The organism is Methyloceanibacter stevinii (genome assembly GCF_001723355.1).
GTDB classification, from domain to species: domain Bacteria; phylum Pseudomonadota; class Alphaproteobacteria; order Rhizobiales; family Methyloligellaceae; genus Methyloceanibacter; species Methyloceanibacter stevinii.
The window spans coordinates 272,031-291,217 of record NZ_LPWE01000011.1 but is presented as its reverse complement, the minus strand read 5'-3'; the positions used below and the strand labels follow the sequence as shown (position 1 = coordinate 291,217).

Genomic DNA, 19,187 nt, shown 5'->3' with positions numbered 1-19,187 from the left:
TCTTTTCTTACGTCGCTTCGTCGAGGTCTTCGGCCCGGCGGGCGGCGGCCAGACGGCTCTCGCCGGTCTCCTCGCCGAAGCACAGGTCGAATTCGTTGCAGTCGGAGCACACCGGCGTGCTGCACAGGGTGAAGCCCTCGCCTTCGCAGAGCTTGCGATAGAAGAAGCGCTTCCAGCGCATGTTCTGAGTATTGCCCGCGGCCAGCGGCGCGAAGTGACGCTCCAGAAGGCGCACAAGCTCCTTGCGGTCGCGCAGGCCGAGATCCTCCCAGAGATGGCTCGGTTCCATGCAGCGCCGCGCAATCATGTGCGCGAGCAGCCGGCCGGCTTCTCCCTCGCTTGAGCGGTTCGCCAGCAGAAGCTCGCGCACCATCGCGATCTCGTCCTCGTCTTCCATTGCGCCATCCGGATACCAGGCGGTCGCCAGCGGTACGGCGTGGGAGAACCAGCGCCAGAGCAGAAGATCGAGGTCGGACGCGGTCAGCCCGGCCTGGCCCGCGACCTTGCCGTCCTCGGTCGCAGACACGGCGAGGATCGAAGCGAAGACATGCGCGTCGAAGTTTTCGTCGTCGACCGTCCAGAGGTCGCTCGGATCACGGCGGGTCAACATGCGATAGGTCGCAATCCCAAGCCCAGCCGCGTTGGAGTCCTTGCCCTTCAGCGGCGGCCACGGTCCATCCGCTGCAACTTCGAATCCCTCGGGGAGAATAACAGGCTTTGTCACGATGCTTGTCCCTAGGCCGCGGCGGATTCGAGCTCGCTCGCAGGCGTGAAGCTCTGACAATCCTTCGGACACACCCGATTGCAGGCTGAGCAACCGATGCAGTTGCCCGGATTCTCCATCACCATGACGAGACGATCGTAGTCGTCGCCATCGTCGTCTTCCGGATCGAAGGGAACGAGGTCGCCGTCTTCGGTCATGCCCTGAAGATTCATGACGTCCCGGCCACAAACCTTGTGACAGCGCCCACACCCAATGCAGGTTTCCGAATTGATCGCCGTGAGATAGGTGGGCTCCCAGGGCTTCCCGTCTCGCCTTGTGAACATTGCTTCGTCCCTTCCTTGGGTGTGGAGAGAGGCTTCCCCCGCTACGAGGCGAGCGCTTCCTGCTCCTTCAGTTCCTTGCGAGCCGCCTCGAGAGCCTCGTAGGCGTCGTAGGTCTGCTGCGCCACGGACATGATGTTCGTCCAGTCGATCGGCAGATCCTCGGCGAGGTCGTGCAGGTTCATTTTCTGGGTGACTGCACGCGACGACAGCTTCTTGATCTTGGTCTTGAGTTCCTCGACATCGGACATAACGACTTCCTTTCTCCGTTACGTGTTCGGTCCCTAATAGTTCGCGACCTCGGGAAACTTGCCGATCATTTCCACGGCGGAGGCCACGGCTTTGTCGCCTTCCGAGGCGAGCTTTTCGAAGCTGGGGAACCCGAAGCGGTGTACGTCCCGCAAATGTTTGTTGATGACGATCAGGCGCCCCGCGGCGAGGATCATCCGTCCGAAACCTTCGTGATGCATCTTCATCATCGGCGACACCATGATCCCGGTCTCGCGCTCGATCGTGAGGCCGATGGCGTTGTAATAAAGCTCGAGCCGCCACAACGTCTCCGGATCCGGATCGCCCATGATCGGGATCTGCTTGCGCTTCTCCTTGTCGAGCACATAGGGCTCGAGCAGTTCGAGATCGCTCTTGCTTTCCCAGACACCATGGGTGTCCTGCGCCCGCCACTGCTTGATGAGCTCCTGGAAGAACGGCGAGTCCGTCGGGATCGTCTGCTCGGGCGCAGTTGCGCTCTCGTCGGTCTCAGCAATTACTTCTGCGGCTTCAGCCATGTTGTACCTCGTCCTCGAAATCGAATGTCCGTTCCTTGCCCTTGAGCAGCGCCTTGCGCAGCCACGGCGGGGGCGTGCCTTGAAGGACGCCGCAGAGCTTGTCGAGGAGCATGTCGATCTCCTCGGACTGCGTGACCTTGATGGGATGAATGTTGTTCGCGACCACCCGCGCCGCGCCCGACCCGCCGATGGCGGCGACATACAGAATTGCGCAGTCCTTGATGGCCTCGATCTTGGGAAGGAGCTTGTCCTCGTTCCCGTCTTCCTGAAGGTCGCCGTCGAACTGGATCGCCTCGATGAAGCGATGGCCATCCGCGGAGATCTCGTGGATGGCGAGATTCTTCGCCCAGCCGAAATGCGCATCGACGTGCTTCAGGTCTTGCGTCGAGAACGCAACCTTCAACGTACCGGTCTCTTTCGTCGCTTCCATGGCTAGTCTCGACCTCCTCTCAATGAGCCGCAAACGCCTCACTTGTGTCATCCGAAACCTCTGCGGTGTGGCGCCACGTTTCCGTATCGGGCTCGTGCGCGTTCGCTATGAAGATGTTGCCAATGTCGAAGACGAGATCGCGCGTGCCGCGATAGCCGACCGTGGTTAGATGCGCGGCGCCCAGCCGATCGAACATGGGAAGCCCCATGCGGAAGAAGGGAATATCCAAACGCTCGGCAGCCTGCCGCCCATGGCTGTGGGTTATGAGCAGATCGCAGCCTTCGGCACGTTTTCCGAGATCTTCGAGGTCGCCGATCAGGACTTCATCCGTCTCGATCTGTTCGAGCAGCGGGCCGTGCGTCGTCGTCACCGCCGCTTCGATGTCGCAACCCATCTCGGTCAGGAAAGACGCGACGGCCCAGAGCAGATCCGGCTCGGCGCCGATGGCGATCCGCTTGTTGCCGAAGAAGAAGTGGCCATCCAGCATGGCGTCCACGAGCTGGCTGCGTTGGCGCCGCCATTTCTGCGGCACGGGCTTCGCGCTCAGCCGCGACAGCAAGGCGATGAGATCGTCGTTGGGCGCGAGCCCTGTCAGCCTGTCGTAGAGGGTGAACGGGACGCCGGACTTCTTTTCGAGGGCCTCCGCGGCCGGGCGCATCTGTTCACCGATGGCGATCGTCCAGGCCGACGATCCCAGCGTTGCGACGTCCTTGACCGTGATCCCGCCAAGCGTCGTGGGCGTGAATTCGTCCGGGATGCGTCCATCGACAGAGCCCGACAGATCCGGCAGGAACATCGGCTCCAATCCGAAGGACTCGATGATGTCGCGAATTTCGTAGAGGTCCCCGGGGGTCAAATGGCAGCCCGGCAGCACATTGATGCGCCTGTCGGAACGCTGTGCTTCGGGCGCCGCGGTCTCGACGATCTCGTCGATGATCCGCGTGACGGTGCGCGCCCAGCCATCTTGGAACGCGTCCTTGAAGTCGGGAGTCGAGACATAGACGATCGCGATGTCGTCGAGCTCCGGGTGCTTGTCGCGAATGAGCTTGATGTAACCGTCGACATCGTCGCCCTTGGTCTCGGTGACACCCGTCGAGCAGATCCCGATGATTTCGGGCTTGGTGCGCTTGGCGATATTGACGATGGCTTGCTCGACATTGTCGAGCCCGCCCAACACCGTCGCTACCTCGCTCATCGCGGTCGTCTGCATGGGAATGGCTTCGCGGAAATGGCGCACGAACAGCACCAGGCCGAACGAGGTACACCCCTGGCTGCCGTGTAGCAGCGGCATGGCGCCATTGAGGCCCATGAAGGCGAGCGCGCCGCCGATGGGCTGGCTCATCTTGAGCGCGTTGACCGTACAGGCCTTCTTGGAGTTGCGGACTTCAGCCATGACGCTTTACGCGGCCTCCGCCTTGTCCGCGGTCAGCCCCGCGAGAATTCCGGCAATACGTTCGTGGCAGCCGCCGCAACCGCCGCCGGCAGTGGTGACCGCCGTGACCTGGTCAACTGTCGTCAGATGGTCCGCCTTGATGGCGTCCTCGATCGTTCCCGTATCGACGATCTTGCAGTTGCAGATTTGGGTACCGCGCCGCTTCTCCTCGGCGAGCACCGGATCTGCGGCAATGGCGGCGGCCTCCGCCTCGGCTTCGGCCAGCGCGCGGCTTTCCCAGCTCTCCTCGCCGTCGTCCCAGGGCGCGGCCCTGCGCACCTGGTCCCAAATGGGATTGTACAGCGCCTTGTCGATCTCACTGACCAGATCGACCATGCCTTCGTAGCCGGCAAACGCGTGATGGCGTTCCTGGTTGATATCGAGCCAGGGCATCTTCGCCTTGAGCGCGATGAATTGGGAGCGGCCGCCGGAGAGCATGATGTCGGCCTGCGCGTCGCTCAACATCTTGAACATCTCGCGCGGCGTCATGTCTTCGATCATGTGGGCGTCCTGCCCCATGAGTTCCTTGATCTTCTCCTTGTCCTCCTTGGTGGACTTCTTCACCGAGGTGCCGACAAGTTCCAACCCGGCTTCCTGCAGCGCCGCGACGACGGACCAGGATTTGACGCCGCCGGTAATGAGAAGAACCTTCTTGCCTGTGAGGCGCTCTTTATAGGGCGCGATGCGCTCCCACGCGCGCGCTTCCTCGCGTTGGATGACGGCCTCTGTGCGATCCATGAGCTCGGGGTCGGCGCCCTTTTCGATCAGGAGCCGCGCAATCTCGCGCAGCGAGTCGCTCATGTCGCCAATGCCGTAGAACGAACCCTCGAAGAACGGGATGTCGTAACGCTCTTCCATCTTGCGGGCGATGTTGATCATGGCCTTGGAGCAGACCATCATCGCGGCCTTGGCCCGGTGGGAGCTGGCGACCTCGTGATACTTCGCGTCTCCCGAAATGCACGAGAGGATGCGGATGCCCAATTCGTCGAGCAGCGGCTTCACCTGCCAGAGCTCGCCCGCGAGGTTGTATTCGCCGATAATGTTGATGTCGTACGGGGTGGTGTATTCGGGCTCTTCCGTGCCGATCACGTGATCGAGCAAGGCTTCGCCGGCGAGCTTGTTGCCGAGGTTCTTCGGCCCCACGAAGCCCGGCGAGATCACAGGCACAATCGGCTTGCCGAACTTCTCCGTCGCCGCCTTGCACACGGCGCCGATGTCGTCCCCGATCATGGCGGGCACGCAGGTCTGGTACACGAACACGGCCGGCGGGTCGTACTTGTCGAGAATTTCCTTGATGGACTTGAAGAGATGCTTCTCGCCGCCGAAGACCACGTCGGTCTCGTTGATGTCGGTCGTGAAGCTGGTGCGGTAGAGGCGCGAACCGGACGATTTCGCGCCTCTATTGTCCCATGAGTTGCCTTCGCAAGCGATGGGCCCATGCACCAAATGCGCGACATCGGTGATGGGCTGGAGCGCAATTTTGGCGCCGTCGAAGGCGCAGCCGCCGGCTGCGCCTCCAGGCTGGAGCTGCTTGGTGCAGCCCTTTTTGCGTTCCTTATCCGACTTGCCCTGATTCTTGGCACAGCCAGGTTCGTTGAAGACGTCCTGCACCTTGTTCGCCAAAGAGCTCATCGTTTTTCCCTCGCCGTTTCAGTTACGTCCCAAATCGCTCCGCTAACGGATGATATCGAAGCTGAAGTCGGACTTGGCGGGAACATTCGTGTTCCGGTCGATCTCGTCGAAGATCTTGTCGAGAATCGTAATCAGAACATTCATGCCACCCTGGTAGCCCCAGACGGGACGGCGATGGTGGTGGTGACGATCGAACACCGGGAAGCCGATGCGGATCAGGGGCGTGCCCGTGTCGCGCTCGAGATATTTCCCGTAGGTGTTGCCGATCAGGAAATCCACCGGCTCGGTGAAGAGCAGCGACCGCATGTGCCACAGATCCTTGCCGGCATAGACATGGCAGTTGGCACCGTATGGCGAACTGTCGAGCAGCTCCTGCACCTTCTTCGCCCAGCCCTTGCTGCCGTTTGTGGCAAGGATGTGGGTCGGCTCCGCGCCGAGTTCCAAGAGGAAGCCGGCGAGGCCGAGGCACAGGTCCGGATCGCCGTAGATCGCGAACTTCTTACCGTGGATATGCGCGGAGGAATCGCCGATGGCATCCACCAGGCGGCCACGTTCCTTGGCCAGTTCCTCGGGGATCTCCTTGCCCGTCAGGCGGGAGACTTCCATCAGGAACTTATCGGTGCCAGCCACGCCAACCGGATGGTTGAAGGACACGACTTCCTGGCCATGGCCTTTGATGAAGGGCAGCGTCTTCTCCGTGCAGAAGTGCTGCATGGAGATCGTGGCCTTCGCATGAAGGGACTCGGCTGCTTCCTCGAGCGTGGTGCCGCCGTCATACATGCGGAACTCACCGTCGGTCGGAGTATCCCAGACGTCGCTGTTGTCACCGAGAATGGTGTACTCGACACCCATCACGTCGAAGATGCGCTTGATCTCGCGCAGATTGCCGACCGTGTAGCCGTCGAACCCACCGATGAAGTTGATGCTGCCATTGGGCTTGCGCTCGAGCTTCTCCGTGGTGCCGGCTTTGCCGTCCCAGAAATGCTCGAAGATGCCCTTCATGACGTTGTCGTAGCCGGTGATGTGGCTACCGACGAAGGCCGGCGTATGCGCGAACGGCACGTCGAACTCCTCGGGGACGGAGCCCTTCTCCTTCGCGTTCTTGATGAACGCGTTGAGGTCGTCACCGATCACCTCGGCCATGCAGGTCGTGGACACCGAGATCATCTTCGGCTCGTAGAGCGAATAGGTGTTCGCGAGGCCGTCGACCATGTTGTTGAGGCCACCGAAGACTGCCGCGTCCTCCGTCATGGATGACGACACGCAGGAACTCGGCTCCTTGAAGTGACGGGAGAAATGGCTGCGGTAGTAGGCGACGCAACCTTGGCTGCCGTGCACGAAGGGAATGGTTCCTTCGAAGCCAACGGCGGCGAACACGGCGCCGAGCGGCTGGCAGGCCTTGGCCGGATTGACCGTCAGGGCCTCGCGGGCAAAGTTCTTCTCCTGGTACTCAGGGGTCTTCGTCCACTCGCGGATCTTCTCAACTTCCGCCTCGGGATGGGGGTCCTCGAACTTCTCCTTCTTGTTCTTCAGCATCTCCTTGTATTCGGGCTGCCGGAACAGGTCGAAGTGGTCAAGGACGTTTTCAGCGTTCTGGGTCATGACATCTGTCCTTGCGCGGGTGCGCTGTTAGGGTCTCCCGCTCCGGCCGTGCCGAAGCAGGAGAGGCTAATCGGTTCAGTTCTTCCAAGGGGTTTGGGCCAGCTTCCAGACGGGCGCGTTGATGGCCATGTCCATATCGCGGGCGAAGATGGCAAAGCCGTCATAGCCATGATACGGGCCGGAATAGTCCCAAGAGTGCATCTGCCGGAACGGCACACCCATTTTCTGGAAGACGTACTTTTCCTTGATGCCCGACCCGACCAGGTCAGGCTCGATCTTCTCGACGAACTTCTCGAACTCGTAGCCCGTGACGTCGTCGTAGATCAGCGTGCCGTCCTTCACGTAGTGCGTGGTCCGCTGATAATCGTCGTTGTGCCCGAACTCGTAGCCCGTGCCGACGACTTCCATACCGAGGTCTTCGTAGGCACCGATCACGTGCCGCGGGCGCAAGCCGCCGACGAACAGCATGACCTTCTTGCCTTCGAGGCGCGGACGGTACTTGGCGATGACGTCGTCCATCAGCGCCTGATACTTGGCGATGACGCGCTCGGCGCCTTCCTTGATCTTGTCGTCGAAATGGCTGGCGATCTTGCGCAGGCTCTCGGCGATCTTGGAGGGACCGAAGAAGTTATACTCGACCCACGGAATGCCGAACTTCTCTTCCATGTGCCGGGAGATGTAATTCATCGACCGGTAGCAGTGGAGAACGTTCAGCTTGGCCTTGGGCGTGGCTTCCAGTTCGGCGATCGAACCGTCGCCGGACCACTGAGCGATCACCCGCAGGCCCATTTCTTCGAGAAGGATGCGCGAGGACCACGCATCGCCGCCGATATTGTAGTCGCCGATGATCGCAACGTCGTAAGGGGTCGACTCGAACTTGGCCGGCTTGTCGCCCGCCTTGTCGAAGACCCAATCGCGAACTGCGTCGTTGGCGATGTGGTGACCGAGCGACTGGGACACGCCGCGGAAGCCCTCGCAGCGGACGGGGACGATGGTCTTGCCGTCATACTCCTTGGACTTCGACTTCGAGACGGCCTCGATGTCGTCGCCGATCAGACCGATCGGGCATTCGGACTGAACCGTGATGCCCTTGTTGAGCGGGAACAGTTCCTGGATCTCGTCCATGATCTTGGCAAGCTTCTTGTCGCCGCCGAAGACGATGTCCTTTTCCTGGAAGTCGGAAGTGAACTGCATCGTCACGAACGTGTCGATGCCGGTCGTGCCGATATAGTAGTTCCGGCGGGCCGCCCAGGAGTACTGGCCGCAGCCGACCGGACCGTGGCTGATATGGATCATGTCCTTGATCGGACCCCACACCACGCCCTTGGACCCGGCATAGGCGCAACCGCGAATGGTCATGACGCCGGGGATCGACTTGACGTTCGACTTCACGCCGCAATCGGGTTTTCCTTCATCGAACTGGTTGAGGTGCTTGGCGCGCTTCTTCTTCGCTTTCGCGGGGTAAGCCTCCAAGACCTCGTCGACCAGTTCCTTGTTTCTCGCTTTGATGTCTTCAAGCTTCTCAGCTGTCGCCAAGCTCATGGCGCTACCTCATCTCGTCTAGAATGTTGATCGGGGGCACCGGCCCCTCCGCGACGGGAGGGACCGGTACGCTGGTTTTCTGATTAGGCGCTCGCTGCTTCGAGTTCAGCGGCGGTCAGGCCGACCTGGCTCTCGTCGACCGACTTCATGATGCCGTGCTCCATGAGGATGTCCTCGAGCTCGTCCATCGTGATCGGGGTCGGGATGATGCCCTTGCCCGCATTGGCGTCGATCTTCTTCGCGAGGTTGCGATAGTGCTGGGCCTGCTCAGATTCTGGCGCATACTCGATGACGGTCATGCGCCGCAGCTCAGCGTGCTGCACGATGTTGTCGCGCGGCACAAAGTAGATCAGCTCGGTACCAAGCCGCTTGGCCAGGGTCTCGGCCAGCTCCAGCTCCTTGTCGGTCTGACGCTCGTTGCAAACGAGGCCGCCGAGACGGACGCCGCCGGAGTTGGCGTATTTGAGAATGCCCTTCGAAATATTGTTGGCCGCGTACATGGCCATCATCTCACCGGACATCACGATGTAGATCTCCTGGGCCTTGTTCTCGCGAATGGGCATGGCGAAGCCGCCGCACACCACGTCGCCCAGCACGTCGTAGGACACATAGTCGATGTCCTCGTAAGCGCCGTTCTCTTCCAGGAAGTTGATCGAGGTGATGACGCCGCGGCCGGCGCAGCCGACACCCGGCTCCGGGCCACCGGACTCAACACACTTGATGTCCTTGTAACCGATCTTCATCACGTCTTCGATCTCGAGATCCTCGACGCTGCCCTCTTGGGCTGCGAGGCTCAGGATCGTGTCTTGCGCCTTGGCGTGAAGCATCAGGCGCGTCGAGTCGGCCTTGGGGTCGCAACCAACAATCAGAATGCGATGACCCAGCTCGGCCAGAGCGGCGAGGGTGTTCTGGGAAGTCGTGGACTTGCCGATACCACCTTTGCCGTAGAATGCGATTTGCCGCAGTGACATGGTCGATAATCTCCTTCGTAAGCGTTTGCCGTTGGACCGATGCACCTGCACCGGTCGCGGGGTAGCCTGTCGTCTCCATTGACTCTGTCGCGCGGCGCGCAGCTTGCGGACTTTGCTCCGGGCCGCTTTGCCAGCAACCACTCGCCTTGCACCGATCACTGGTGCAACGGGTGTGCCAAACCCGTTCTGGCGCTAATAACCGTTCTAAATCAGGGTTATGCGTGAAGTTCCGCCCCTGATCCGAGGCATGTACCGAACCCGACATCAGGGCCGGATCGCCGGACATCCCCCTCTTGGTCTGTCGGGATTGGAACAACTGAAATTCGCGCTCTGCATCGGTTCGGAGCTGGAAGACCTGCCCTTTCAAGCAAATCGGTCTGAGCCCACGATCTGACGCTGCGGCGGTACGGAATTTGCTTCTTTCTCCCCGCCAACAAAGGTGTGGGAGACAACATGCAAATCGGTGTTGAGACGGCCCGGTCCGTCGAGAACAAGAGGATCTTCGTTGTCGTCGACGACGAGATCGTTCGCGCAGCCCTGCAGTTCATGCTGCATGACGAGAACGAGACGCATGAGCTTGCAACTCTCGACCAAGCCTATGAAAAGGCCTGTGAGTGGAGACCGGACCTGATCCTTCTCGGCCAGGACATTGTCGAGCAACAGGGCGCGGATGTGCTGGGCGACATCAAAGACAAGGTCCCCGGCGCCCAGGTCGTGCTGATCGCGGAAAGCGCCGACAATCCGACGGCCAAGGCCACACTGGACGCCGGCGCCGCCGGCATCATCCCCAAGCCGCTCACGATCGAGGGCGTACGCTTCAAGGTCGACGTCGTGCTGGGGCGGCGCGAATTGCCGATGGTTCCGCTGGACCTGCTGAAGTGAGCGCTGCAGCGGAGGTTCTCGGCGGCGGGGATGGGATCGATTTCGGGCCCCTGCCCGAAACGATCGATGCGCTTCTGCAGGAAGGTGTCGTGGCCTATCGCCACGACAAGCCTGAGGCGGACCGCGTATTCCGGCAGGCGCTGGAGACAGCGCCGGACTCACTGCCCGTCTATTACTGCCTCTACAAGATCCACACCTATCAAGGCAGTCTCGACGAGGCGAAGGCCATCGCGGAATGCGGCACGCGAGAAGCGGCACGCCAAGCCGGCTGGCCCGAAGCCTGGTGCATGTGGACGCCGCAGAACCCAATTCCCGACGGCGCCGGGCGTTTTGCGCTCTACACGCTCAAGGCGCTGGCGTTCATCTATCTCCGGCGCGGCGAGAGCGACGGGGCGTGCGCCATTCTCGAGCATCTGGCGATACTCGATCCCGCCGGCACCGTCGGCTGGCCCGTCATCGCGGACCTGGCCGACGGTCTCTAGAAACCGTCGGACTTAAAAACCTTCGGATTTCTTGCCCCAAGGAACGGAGCCGTCGACCAAGCTCGCGGTGATCCCGGCTTTGGCGACGGCATCCAGCGTCCTATACAGAGTTGCTTCGTGGACGAGCGTTCCGGTCTTCGTCGTGACGGCGACATAGCGCGCGACGCCATCGACGTCGCACAGATAGCCGCCTCCGGGATCCGCCGTACTGCGCAGGTTGCCGTCCCAATCCACGAAGAACCCGAGCGCGCCGGACACGTCCACTCTCCTTCTTGCTCCTGGCGCTAGCCGCGGACAGACATCTTTCTGCGGGGGTCGTCACCGCTGGTCATGTAGACATGACCAAACCCGGTCTTCTCCCAGCTGACCTCTTCGGCCGGCAGTGGCATGCGCATGCTGGTGACGGCTATCGGGTGACCGCCCGTGGCAGACACTTCCGAGAGCTTGACCTCGGTCTTGCCGGGGCCGACCGAGAAGTCGGCCACAACGGTGCCGTCGGCCTTCAGTGCCCGTGCGAAACTTGGCGTGCCCACATTCTCGGCCTCCACGGAGTCCTGTGCAAAGGCGGGAACTACGACGCCGTCGTCGTCACCGCTCGAGTCGGCGCTGAACGCGGGCGACGCAAACGTGAACGTCGCAAGTACGCCGCTGCGGGTGACATCGTGGTCGGGCAGCGGCGGGCGCCCCGTGGAATAGATAACGAGCGATCCTCCATCGAGGGCCGCCTTCAACTCGTCGAGCGACGCCGACGCAAAACCTTCAGCCAGTCTCATGATCTCATCTCCGGACGATTAGGCGCCAAGCGCCATTTCGGGTTGTTGGGTTTCCACCTTCGCGCCGCCTCCCATGAGCGCTTCGGCGAACGCCTCGAGCGTCATGTCGATGCGCTTGATGTTCTTCTCTTCGAGGAAGCGCAGTTCGTTCTTCGTCAACTCGCCCGGGAGCACCGCCCAATGAAAGTCGGAAGATCGCTTCGAAACTTGCCGGGCCCAAAGCCGGTCGAGCTGTTTGCCGAACCGGCATCCGAGGAATAGGAAATGCCTTCCCTTCCGGATGTCGCGCACGGGCTCGGGCACCGGCGTCTGAATGTCGATCTCCGTCAGCACTTCGACAAAGTCCGTATCCGAGACGAGATAGTTCTGTGCCGGCGCGATCGATCCCAGCGGTTCGTAAAGCAGCGTCGCCCAGCGCTTCACTTCGTCCGGCGCCATCGCCGGGGCGCAACTCTCGACGCTGAACTTACTTTCCGGCGGATTTGGCAGGAGCGTAGCGTCCGATTCGAAATAGTGAATCCAATGGCCGTAGTGCTCCGTCTGGCTGATCCCCTGGGCAGTGCCCCAAAGGCTCGGAACGGCTTGCCAGCGCTTTGTTGGGGAGATCGTCGTACCAGGCATGAACCAGCAGCGGCAGCTCGGTAGCGCCGCCAGATAGCGGTGAAAATCCGTCGGCTCCATCTCGCTGGTGAAGGCTTCGGTCATCGCGGCCTTCACCGTGTTGCGGTGCTTGAAGTTTTCGATGAACTGCGCCGCCGCCGTCAGATTGTCGCGAATCTTATGCGGCACGCTGGCCTTCTCGGTGAGCCGCGCGACAAGCGCGCCCGGTGAGGCTGGAACGGTGCAGGCGTCTCCCGCCAGTTCCAGCACGCCAGGTCCGAGATACGGGATCGCGAGGCCTTCGTCGAAGGCCGCGCGGATTTCATCGATCAGTTCAGCCGACATTTCGTCCGCCTTTCTAGTTCGCGGTCATGCTAGTTCGCAGTCATCGTCTTGAGCACTTCGACTTCTTCCGGCGGGAGACGGAAAATGCCCCGCCCGCCCGAGAGCGGCTGGAATTTCGTGCCCGCCTTGTCGCTCAACCGGTTGAACCAGTCCTGCGGCGTGAGGCCCGTTGGGCGCTCACCGATTTCGCTCACGCTGCCGTCGGCAGAGAACCGCACGTGGATCATCGTGACAGCCGGTTTGGCCGGCGCCGCTTCCGCGGCCTCGTCCGTCTCTGTCTTCTCTTCCTTAGCCATGGCTCTAGGCTCCTCTTCTTTTAGAATCCCGAAAACTCGCCAAGCAGCTCCACCGTCACCGGCTCGGTCCCCAGCGTGATCTGGCAGGCCAGTCGCGACTTGGAGCCGACACCGATAATCGTATCGAGCTTGGCGTTCTCTTCAGGGGTCATCCGGGAAATGCCCTTGCGGCCTTCCTGCACGAAGATGTGACAGGAGCCGCATTCGGCCTTTCCATCGCATTTGTGGTTGATCGGCTCACCGGCGCCGAGCAGCACTTCGAGAACAGTTGCGCCTCATTTGCTTCGATAGTCTTCCTGACGGCATGATGGTCAGTGTTGGCATTGCCCAGCCCTTCTCTCACAGGTAAATCGCAGCGCCCGCGCCCACATTGATGGACGCGTCCTTCATCGTCGAAACGAGGAAGCTGATCTGCTCTTCGGTTAAATGGATATGGAACGGCAGAGCTACGGCACGGTCTGCGACTTTCTCCGTCACGAAGAAGTCGCCCTTGCGGTAGCCCTTGTCGAGATAGTAGCGCTGCAGATGCAGCGGACTGCTGTAGATAGCCGCTTCGACGTTCTCGGTGCGCAGGTCCTCGACAATGGCCTCGCAGCTTGAACGTGTGAAGCGCGTGCCGAGGTGGACGAGAAACAGGAACCAGTGCACCTCGTCCACGTCAGGGCCCACATAAGGCGGCTTGATTCCCTCGAAGGTCTGCACGGACTTCGCATACCAATGCTCGATGCGCTTGCGCCGTTCGAGGATCTCCTCGATGCGATTGAGCTGCGCGAGCCCGAGCGCCGCGGCCAAATCGCTCATCCCTGCACCGAGGGCCGGCGTGCCGCCGATCACCACGGAGCTTCGCTCGTCGGGTGCATGGGAGCGGTAGCGCCGCAGTGCGGAAGCAATGTCCGGATCGTCCGTCACGACCATCCCGCCCTCGCCGCAAATGAGCGGACCGGGCTGGGAGAAATCGAACACCGCGCAATCGCCGAAGCTGCCGACCTTCTCGCCCTTGTAGACGGAGCCGATGGCCTCGGTGGAATCCTCGATGAGTACGAGGCCGTACTCCTTCGCGATCTCCCGCAGTTCCGTCCACGCGGCCGGGTGGCCGTTCGTGTTTGCGGCGACAATCGCGTAGGTGCTGGCGTTGACCGCCTTGGAAACCTTGCCCGGCGTGATCGTACCCGACCAATAGTCGATGTCGGCGAAGACTGTGTTGGCGCCCGTGTGCGCGATCGCCGCCGCCGTCTCCCGCCAGGAGAACGGTGAAGCAATCACCTCTTGGCCCGGCCCCACTCCATGGGCGTAGAGCGCCAAGATCATAGCGAGACGTCCGCTAGCGGTGGCGACCGCGTAATTGCGGCCTGTATATTCGGCGAAGGCCGCTTCGAAGGCTTCGACAGCAGGACCCGACGAGAGCTGCGGCGACGACAAGACAGCGTTGAGCGCTTCGAGTTCCGCCGTGGTGATGTCGGGATCGGACAGAGGAATGTCGGTTGGCTTCACGACTGTCCCCACTTCTTCGCAATGACGATCCCGGTCGCGGCGGACGGATCCGCGGTCAGACGCCAGCAATGGTCTGTGCCGTCGACGAGATAGAGGTTGAAGTCCGGATACTCCCGGAAGGGATCTTCCGCATCGACGTCGGACTGATCGCAGCGTGTCATGGACAGATCGGGAAACTGCGCGCGCACGGCATCGACCGCGCCGGGTTCGCCTTTCGCCTGGCCAAGCAAGCCTTCAATCGCCACGATATCGTCGGGAGCGAGGACCATGGTTACTGACTAAGCCGCCTTGCGTTCACCGTGATCGGCAGGGACGTGTCCGGCGCCATGGCGGGCAGTTCGAGCTCCCAGCCATTGGCGAGCGTCACCGTGCCGCCCCACATGTCGGGCTTCTCCATGGCGACGATCGGCTCTTCGAGATCCTTCTTCGCGACGTAGGCTGAGAGTTTGCTTCGTAGTCCTTGCGGATCATGACCTTCACGGGTTGGCGCTCCTATTCTGTTTGGTTGTATCCGTCATGCCTCGACCGGCACGATTTCTTCTTCGAGGCAGCCGACTACGCGGTCGGGTGAAAACTCGACGAGATAGACAGGCGTGTTCGATTCCTCATGCCGGCCGACCTGAACGATTTCACCGTTCTCGCCGGCGCTCACCAGGAGCGCATCGGGCGCCTTGTCCGGATAGCTGCCGTCATTGACGAGGTTTTCCGTCGCCTGAACACGTTGCCCCCAGTCGTATTTGGGGAGGCGCGGTTCGATCATCGGCGCACGCGCTTCGGGGGCGGCGGCATTTTCTGACTGTTCGGTCGCGTCCTGGTCGCTCACGTTACGTCCTCCGATTTCGTCTTGTTCGTGGTTTTGGGCTTCGGCGGCTCGATCGGGTTGTCGACGGACTCGAGCTCCTTCCGCTTCATGCCGACCCGGTAGCCCGTTTCCATGAACTCGACGCCGTAGATGTAGAACTGCTGGAGGAAGGTTCCGATCGAGGTGACGTAGCCCTCCTCGCCCTTCTTCGCGAGAATTTCGCCGATGTCTTTGCCGGGAAACGTGCCGTCGTTGCGGATCGTCCGTCTGGAGCGCACACGCTCGCCGTAGCTGAATGTCGGTGGGTCATTGATCTCGACCACGCTGCTGTCACGGCTGATATTCGTCATGACGTACGCTCCAGCATTTCGTCCTTCGGACTTTCGGCATTCAGTATTTCGGTTGCCTCATCCTCCGTGACGGCACCGTTGTCCGGGCGCGCGAGACGGGCATAGACGAGCTGCCGGACCACGGGATCGCTGTCGTCCAGCATCGCCGCGAGCGCTTCTCCCTCGATATTGCTCGCCACGTGGAAGCGAACGCGCCAATCCGGATCGCGGCGAAGGAGAACGAGTTGACGGGGCGTCAGCCGGCGCGCGGCTTCGAGGCGCACACTCGGTTCCGCATCATTGGCCATCTGCATCAAGAACCGTTCCTCGACACGGCTGACGACGACACGGCGGACGGCCGCCTCGCTGTCGTGCATCATCGAGGTGAGGTGTTTCGGCGAGATACGCCGGGCCACGACCGTGCGAACGTAGTAGTCCGGGTCGTACATCATCGAGGGCAGATCGTCGTCGTTCAGCGTTAGAGCGATCCGAATGCGAACCTCTCGATGAGGATCGGTCCGAAGCTCGAGCAGGTAGCGGTAGGGCAAGCGCCGCACCGCGCTCCAGCGCACGGTCTCCTCGGAATCCTTCAGCAGCGGGGGCAGTCTGAAGACCGTTGCGTGTTTCGCGGCCACGGCCCGAAGTTCGAAATAGGGATGGGCGAGGTAGCCGTCCGCGAGCGACGGGTTCTGATCGAAGAAGCGGTCGATCCGGCGCGCGTAACGGTCTTGGACGCAGGCCTTCCGAGGCTCGCATTTGTCCTCGCTGCGAAGGGCCTCATGAGCGCAAGCGCCGCAGTCGATCTCTTGGCCTTGCCAATCCAGGGTCTCTTGGATGTCAGTCGTCATCGCCCTGCCCCATCCGCTCAAGCACACCCAGCAAGACGTGCGCGCCGAGCTTGTCGCTCGGATCGAGTTCAAGCAGTTTGTCGACGATCTCGCGCCCCGCGTCCGTGTCGCCAAGGCGCATGTGCAGATAGGCGCAGCCCTTGAGCGTGAAGAGATAGAAGCGCGGCAGGATCGCCTCGAAGCTGGAAAAGTCCGCATCGCCGGGACGCACGGCCTGCCAGTCGAGCGGCAGCTCGTTGGCGCGGGCGGCCTTGTTGAGACAGATCTCGGCTATTCCCAGCGCGTCGGCCAAACGGCCCTTGTAGAAGTAGAACCGATAGAGCCCGATCAGCACGGCGACGTGCTCCGGCGCCAGCGATTGCGCCTCGCGCAAGTGCTGCTCCGCCAGGGCGTCGTCTTGGTAGGCGAGGCCGGCCAAGTTCAGGTGCTGCTCGGCTTCCGCGGGCAACCCGCCGCCCAGAACGGCCTCGGCCGCCGTGACGTCGAGAGCGAAATCCGCCAAATCTCCGGTCTGAACCGCCGACATCGCCCTGCCCTGCCCGTCAGCCTGCGACGCTTTCGGCCGCGTCTTCCGTCGAACAACCGCAAGATGCGGCATTGGGATCGAGGAAGACGAAGCCGCTGGACGTCGGCGTCTCGGCGAAGTCGATGGTCACGCCTTCCAGAAGCAGGCGGCTTTCGGCAGGCAGGAAGAAGCGAATATCCCCGACCTCGACGAGCTTGTCGCCTTCGCGCGGCGCGCTTTCGACATCGAACTCGGCAGAAAGGCCGGAACATCCGCCAGGGCTCACGGCGAGACGAAGGGCACTTCCGGGACCTCCGTCAAACATAAGCAGTCGGCGGATAAATTTTTCGGCGGCCCGTGTAACGGTGAAACTCATGCCTTTCCTCCTTAGGCGGGGGGCTGATAGCGCGGGACCGAATTGTCGATGACGCAGGTGTCGTCGACGGGGCACACCGCAACGCATTGCGGCGTGTCGAAATAGCCGATGCACTCGGTACACTTCTTGGGATCGATGATGAACGTGCCGCCCTTTTCGTAGATGGCGACGTTGGGACACTCGGGTTCGCAAGCCGAACAGCCCGTGCATTGCGAAGCGACGATTTTGTAGGACATTGTTCTTGGGTTCCTCTCTCAGCAAATACCGCCTTGGCGTTGGACGATTTGCGGGGCGGCGGGCTCCGTACTAACAACGCCGCCCCGCGCCTCATCGTCCCGTGGTCAGGCGGCGATATAGGCTCCCTGGCGAATGGTGGCGTCGTCACGTTGGGTGTGCTCGATCTCGCCGCTCTTCACCTTCGCGAGATAGTCCTTGAAGTAGGCGATGGCCGACTTCTCGATGAACTCGAGGGCGTATTCGTCGACCGGATCGATGCCCGCCTCCTTGAGATCGTTCTTGGGGCAGCCGCCGATCTTCGACACGAACACCGCCGTGCAGTCTTGGATCGCGCGGATCACCGTTTCGAGCGCGTCTTCCTCGCCATAGCCGCCCTGGCAGTACAGATCGACGCGGCGGTGGCCGACGAATTTGGCGCCCGCGGTCGATACCTCGTAGATCTGGAACTCCTTGGCGTGGCCGAAATGCTCGTTGATGCGGCCGCCGCCCTTTGTGGCGACGGCGATGAGGATATTGATGTCGCTGTGCTCGCCGGCGAGCGACTCAAGCTCGTCCTTCTTCGCCGAGACAGTTGCCTGCCGCTCCTCTTCCACCTTGGCTTGGTAGGCCTGACGCGAGGAGAGGTCGTATTCGACGTCCATCTCCATGATCTTCTCGGTGGTGAACTCGGCGCTGCGGTCTTCACCGAGAAGACCGACGGCATCGGCTCGGCACTGACGGCAGTGCCGCATCATGTTCATCTCACCTTCGCAGGCATCTTGGAGTGCCTTCAGCTCCTGCGCCGAGGGTCCGCGCTGGCCGTTCAGGCCGAAGACGGTGCCATGCTCCGGTGCGGAGATGAGCGGCATGATGTTGTGCAGGAAGGCGCCGCGCGACTTCACGGCCTTGTTCACCTCGACGAGATGCTCGTCGTTGATACCCGGGATCATCACCGAGTTGACCTTGCAGAGAATGCCCCGCTCCGAGAGCATTTCGAGCCCCTTGAGCTGACGCTCGCTCAAGATCCTGGAAGCCTCGACTCCGGTGACGCGCTTGTGGTCCCAGAAGATCCAGGGATAAATCTTCGCGCCGACCTCGGGATCGACCATGTTGATGGTGATCGTGACGTGGTCGACGTTGTACTTCGCGATCTCGTCGACATAGTCGGGCAGCGCCAAACCATTCGTCGACAGGCACAGCTTAATGTCGGGCGCCGTCTCCATGATCATTTCGAACGTCTTGAATGTCTTGGCGGGGTTCGCCAGCGCATCGCCCGGTCCGGCGATGCCGAGCACCGTCATCTGCGGAATGGTGGAGGCGACAGCCAGGACCTTCTTGGTCGCTTGTTCCGGGCTCAGGCGTTCGCTGACCACGCCCGGGCGCGACTCGTTCGCGCAATCGTATTTGCGATTGCAGTAATTGCATTGAATGTTGCAGGCAGGCGCGACCGCCACATGCATGCGCGCATAGTGATGATGCGCCTCTTCGCTGTAACAGGGATGGTTCTTGACCTTCTCCCAGATTTCCGGCGGCAGGTCCGTTTCGCCGCGCCCGTGCCGCAACTGGCCTTTCCGTCGCCGCCGCTGGTGCCGCAGCCTTTGTGCTCGGCAATCTTCTGCATGATGTCGTCCATTTCCGAGACGGCTTCCGCCGTTTCGGTCTCGGGCTGCTCAATCAATCCGTCCATGTTCGGGTCCTCGCTGATCCGGGTGACCTAGGGCCTCGTGCCCCACACGGCGCGCCGCGCACGTCTTAGAAAGACTCTACGCAACTCGCGTGCCAGCGTTCCGGCACCCCCTAGACC

23 protein-coding genes and 4 pseudogenes are annotated in these 19,187 nt (G+C 61.7%); 2 read left to right on the top strand and 25 right to left on the bottom strand.

Going from position 1 to position 19,187, the window contains the following annotated elements:
* Positions 1-7: 7 nt before the first annotated feature.
* The 10 genes from AUC70_RS08135 to nifH all read right to left on the bottom strand — a co-directional run bounded on the left by AUC70_RS08135 (position 8) and on the right by nifH (position 9,438).
* Complete coding sequence (locus tag AUC70_RS08135) at positions 8-724, bottom strand: nitrogen fixation protein NifQ (RefSeq protein ID WP_069444375.1); 717 nt, start codon at positions 722-724, stop codon at positions 8-10.
* Between the two features lie 11 nt (positions 725-735).
* The gene (gene fdxB / locus AUC70_RS08130; protein WP_069444374.1) at positions 736-1,047 is read right to left on the bottom strand and encodes a ferredoxin III, nif-specific; all 312 of its coding nucleotides are present in this window, start codon (positions 1,045-1,047) and stop codon (positions 736-738) included.
* 41 nt (positions 1,048-1,088) lie between these two features.
* Positions 1,089-1,295, bottom strand: coding sequence for a CCE_0567 family metalloprotein (locus AUC70_RS08125; protein ID WP_069444373.1), 207 nt, complete (start codon positions 1,293-1,295; stop codon positions 1,089-1,091).
* Positions 1,296-1,328: 33 nt separating this feature from the next.
* Entirely contained in the window at positions 1,329-1,829 is a 501-nt protein-coding gene (locus AUC70_RS08120) for a NifX-associated nitrogen fixation protein (RefSeq protein ID WP_069444372.1), read from the bottom strand.
* Positions 1,822-2,232, bottom strand: coding sequence for a nitrogen fixation protein NifX (gene nifX / locus AUC70_RS08115; protein WP_069444631.1), 411 nt, complete (start codon positions 2,230-2,232; stop codon positions 1,822-1,824). The genes AUC70_RS08120 and nifX overlap by 8 nt, the downstream gene beginning before the upstream one ends.
* A 46-nt stretch (positions 2,233-2,278) precedes the next feature.
* Positions 2,279-3,652 carry a nitrogenase iron-molybdenum cofactor biosynthesis protein NifN gene (nifN, locus tag AUC70_RS08110; RefSeq protein ID WP_069444371.1) on the bottom strand — a complete coding sequence of 458 codons (1,374 nt, stop codon included), beginning with the start codon at positions 3,650-3,652 and terminating at the stop codon, positions 2,279-2,281.
* A 6-nt stretch (positions 3,653-3,658) separates the two neighbouring features.
* Positions 3,659-5,323: a nitrogenase iron-molybdenum cofactor biosynthesis protein NifE gene (nifE, locus tag AUC70_RS08105; protein WP_069444370.1), complete on the bottom strand. Its 1,665-nt coding sequence runs from the start codon at positions 5,321-5,323 to the stop codon at positions 3,659-3,661.
* A 42-nt stretch (positions 5,324-5,365) separates the two neighbouring features.
* Complete coding sequence (gene nifK, locus AUC70_RS08100) at positions 5,366-6,925, bottom strand: nitrogenase molybdenum-iron protein subunit beta (RefSeq protein ID WP_069444369.1); 1,560 nt, start codon at positions 6,923-6,925, stop codon at positions 5,366-5,368.
* 75 nt (positions 6,926-7,000) lie between these two features.
* Positions 7,001-8,467 carry a nitrogenase molybdenum-iron protein alpha chain gene (nifD, locus tag AUC70_RS08095; RefSeq protein WP_069444368.1) on the bottom strand — a complete coding sequence of 489 codons (1,467 nt, stop codon included), beginning with the start codon at positions 8,465-8,467 and terminating at the stop codon, positions 7,001-7,003.
* Between the two features lie 83 nt (positions 8,468-8,550).
* Positions 8,551-9,438: a nitrogenase iron protein gene (nifH, locus tag AUC70_RS08090; protein ID WP_069444367.1), complete on the bottom strand. Its 888-nt coding sequence runs from the start codon at positions 9,436-9,438 to the stop codon at positions 8,551-8,553.
* A 453-nt stretch (positions 9,439-9,891) separates the two neighbouring features.
* Between nifH and AUC70_RS08085 the strand changes: the two genes are divergently transcribed.
* Together AUC70_RS08085 and AUC70_RS08080 are read left to right on the top strand one after the other, a co-directional pair.
* A complete protein-coding gene (locus tag AUC70_RS08085) occupies positions 9,892-10,320 on the top strand; it encodes a response regulator (protein WP_069444366.1) in 429 nt (142 codons plus the stop codon).
* Positions 10,317-10,802: a tetratricopeptide repeat protein gene (locus tag AUC70_RS08080; RefSeq protein ID WP_069444365.1), complete on the top strand. Its 486-nt coding sequence runs from the start codon at positions 10,317-10,319 to the stop codon at positions 10,800-10,802. Before AUC70_RS08085 ends, AUC70_RS08080 begins: the two co-directional genes overlap by 4 nt.
* Positions 10,803-10,814: 12 nt before the next feature.
* Here AUC70_RS08080 and AUC70_RS08075 read toward each other — a convergent pair whose 3' ends face one another.
* From AUC70_RS08075 to nifB, 15 genes and pseudogenes are all read right to left on the bottom strand, one after another.
* Positions 10,815-11,060, bottom strand: a complete 246-nt coding sequence (locus tag AUC70_RS08075) for a hypothetical protein (RefSeq protein ID WP_069444630.1) — start codon at positions 11,058-11,060, stop codon at positions 10,815-10,817.
* Between the two features lie 26 nt (positions 11,061-11,086).
* Complete coding sequence (locus AUC70_RS08070) at positions 11,087-11,575, bottom strand: hypothetical protein (protein ID WP_069444364.1); 489 nt, start codon at positions 11,573-11,575, stop codon at positions 11,087-11,089.
* 18 nt (positions 11,576-11,593) lie between these two features.
* A pseudogene (locus tag AUC70_RS08065) lies at positions 11,594-12,520 on the bottom strand (SIR2 family protein).
* Positions 12,521-12,549: 29 nt separating this feature from the next.
* Positions 12,550-12,816 carry a hypothetical protein gene (locus AUC70_RS08060; RefSeq protein ID WP_425283587.1) on the bottom strand — a complete coding sequence of 89 codons (267 nt, stop codon included), beginning with the start codon at positions 12,814-12,816 and terminating at the stop codon, positions 12,550-12,552.
* A gap of 20 nt (positions 12,817-12,836) precedes the next feature.
* A pseudogene (locus AUC70_RS08055) lies at positions 12,837-13,140 on the bottom strand (2Fe-2S iron-sulfur cluster-binding protein).
* 15 nt (positions 13,141-13,155) lie between these two features.
* Positions 13,156-14,307 carry a DegT/DnrJ/EryC1/StrS family aminotransferase gene (locus tag AUC70_RS08050; protein ID WP_083241401.1) on the bottom strand — a complete coding sequence of 384 codons (1,152 nt, stop codon included), beginning with the start codon at positions 14,305-14,307 and terminating at the stop codon, positions 13,156-13,158.
* Positions 14,304-14,576, bottom strand: coding sequence for a hypothetical protein (locus AUC70_RS08045; protein WP_069444362.1), 273 nt, complete (start codon positions 14,574-14,576; stop codon positions 14,304-14,306). Before AUC70_RS08045 ends, AUC70_RS08050 begins: the two co-directional genes overlap by 4 nt.
* A 2-nt stretch (positions 14,577-14,578) precedes the next feature.
* Positions 14,579-14,787: pseudogene (gene nifT, locus AUC70_RS08040) on the bottom strand (putative nitrogen fixation protein NifT).
* A gap of 34 nt (positions 14,788-14,821) precedes the next feature.
* On the bottom strand, positions 14,822-15,067 hold the full coding sequence (locus AUC70_RS08035; protein WP_069444628.1) for a nitrogen fixation protein NifZ: 246 nt from the start codon (positions 15,065-15,067) through the stop codon (positions 14,822-14,824).
* Positions 15,068-15,126: 59 nt separating this feature from the next.
* Entirely contained in the window at positions 15,127-15,459 is a 333-nt protein-coding gene (locus AUC70_RS08030) for a nitrogen fixation protein NifZ (protein ID WP_069444361.1), read from the bottom strand.
* A complete protein-coding gene (locus AUC70_RS08025; RefSeq protein ID WP_069444360.1) occupies positions 15,456-16,286 on the bottom strand; it encodes a 4Fe4S-binding leucine-rich repeat protein in 831 nt (276 codons plus the stop codon). The genes AUC70_RS08030 and AUC70_RS08025 overlap by 4 nt, the downstream gene beginning before the upstream one ends.
* Complete coding sequence (locus tag AUC70_RS08020) at positions 16,276-16,812, bottom strand: hypothetical protein (RefSeq protein ID WP_069444359.1); 537 nt, start codon at positions 16,810-16,812, stop codon at positions 16,276-16,278. The genes AUC70_RS08025 and AUC70_RS08020 overlap by 11 nt, the downstream gene beginning before the upstream one ends.
* 16 nt (positions 16,813-16,828) lie before the next feature.
* Positions 16,829-17,167, bottom strand: coding sequence for a HesB/IscA family protein (locus AUC70_RS08015; RefSeq protein ID WP_069444358.1), 339 nt, complete (start codon positions 17,165-17,167; stop codon positions 16,829-16,831).
* Between the two features lie 11 nt (positions 17,168-17,178).
* The gene (locus AUC70_RS08010) at positions 17,179-17,403 is read right to left on the bottom strand and encodes a 4Fe-4S binding protein (RefSeq protein WP_069444357.1); all 225 of its coding nucleotides are present in this window, start codon (positions 17,401-17,403) and stop codon (positions 17,179-17,181) included.
* 105 nt (positions 17,404-17,508) lie between these two features.
* Positions 17,509-19,016, bottom strand: a pseudogene (gene nifB / locus AUC70_RS08005) (nitrogenase cofactor biosynthesis protein NifB).
* Positions 19,017-19,187 lie beyond the last annotated feature (171 nt).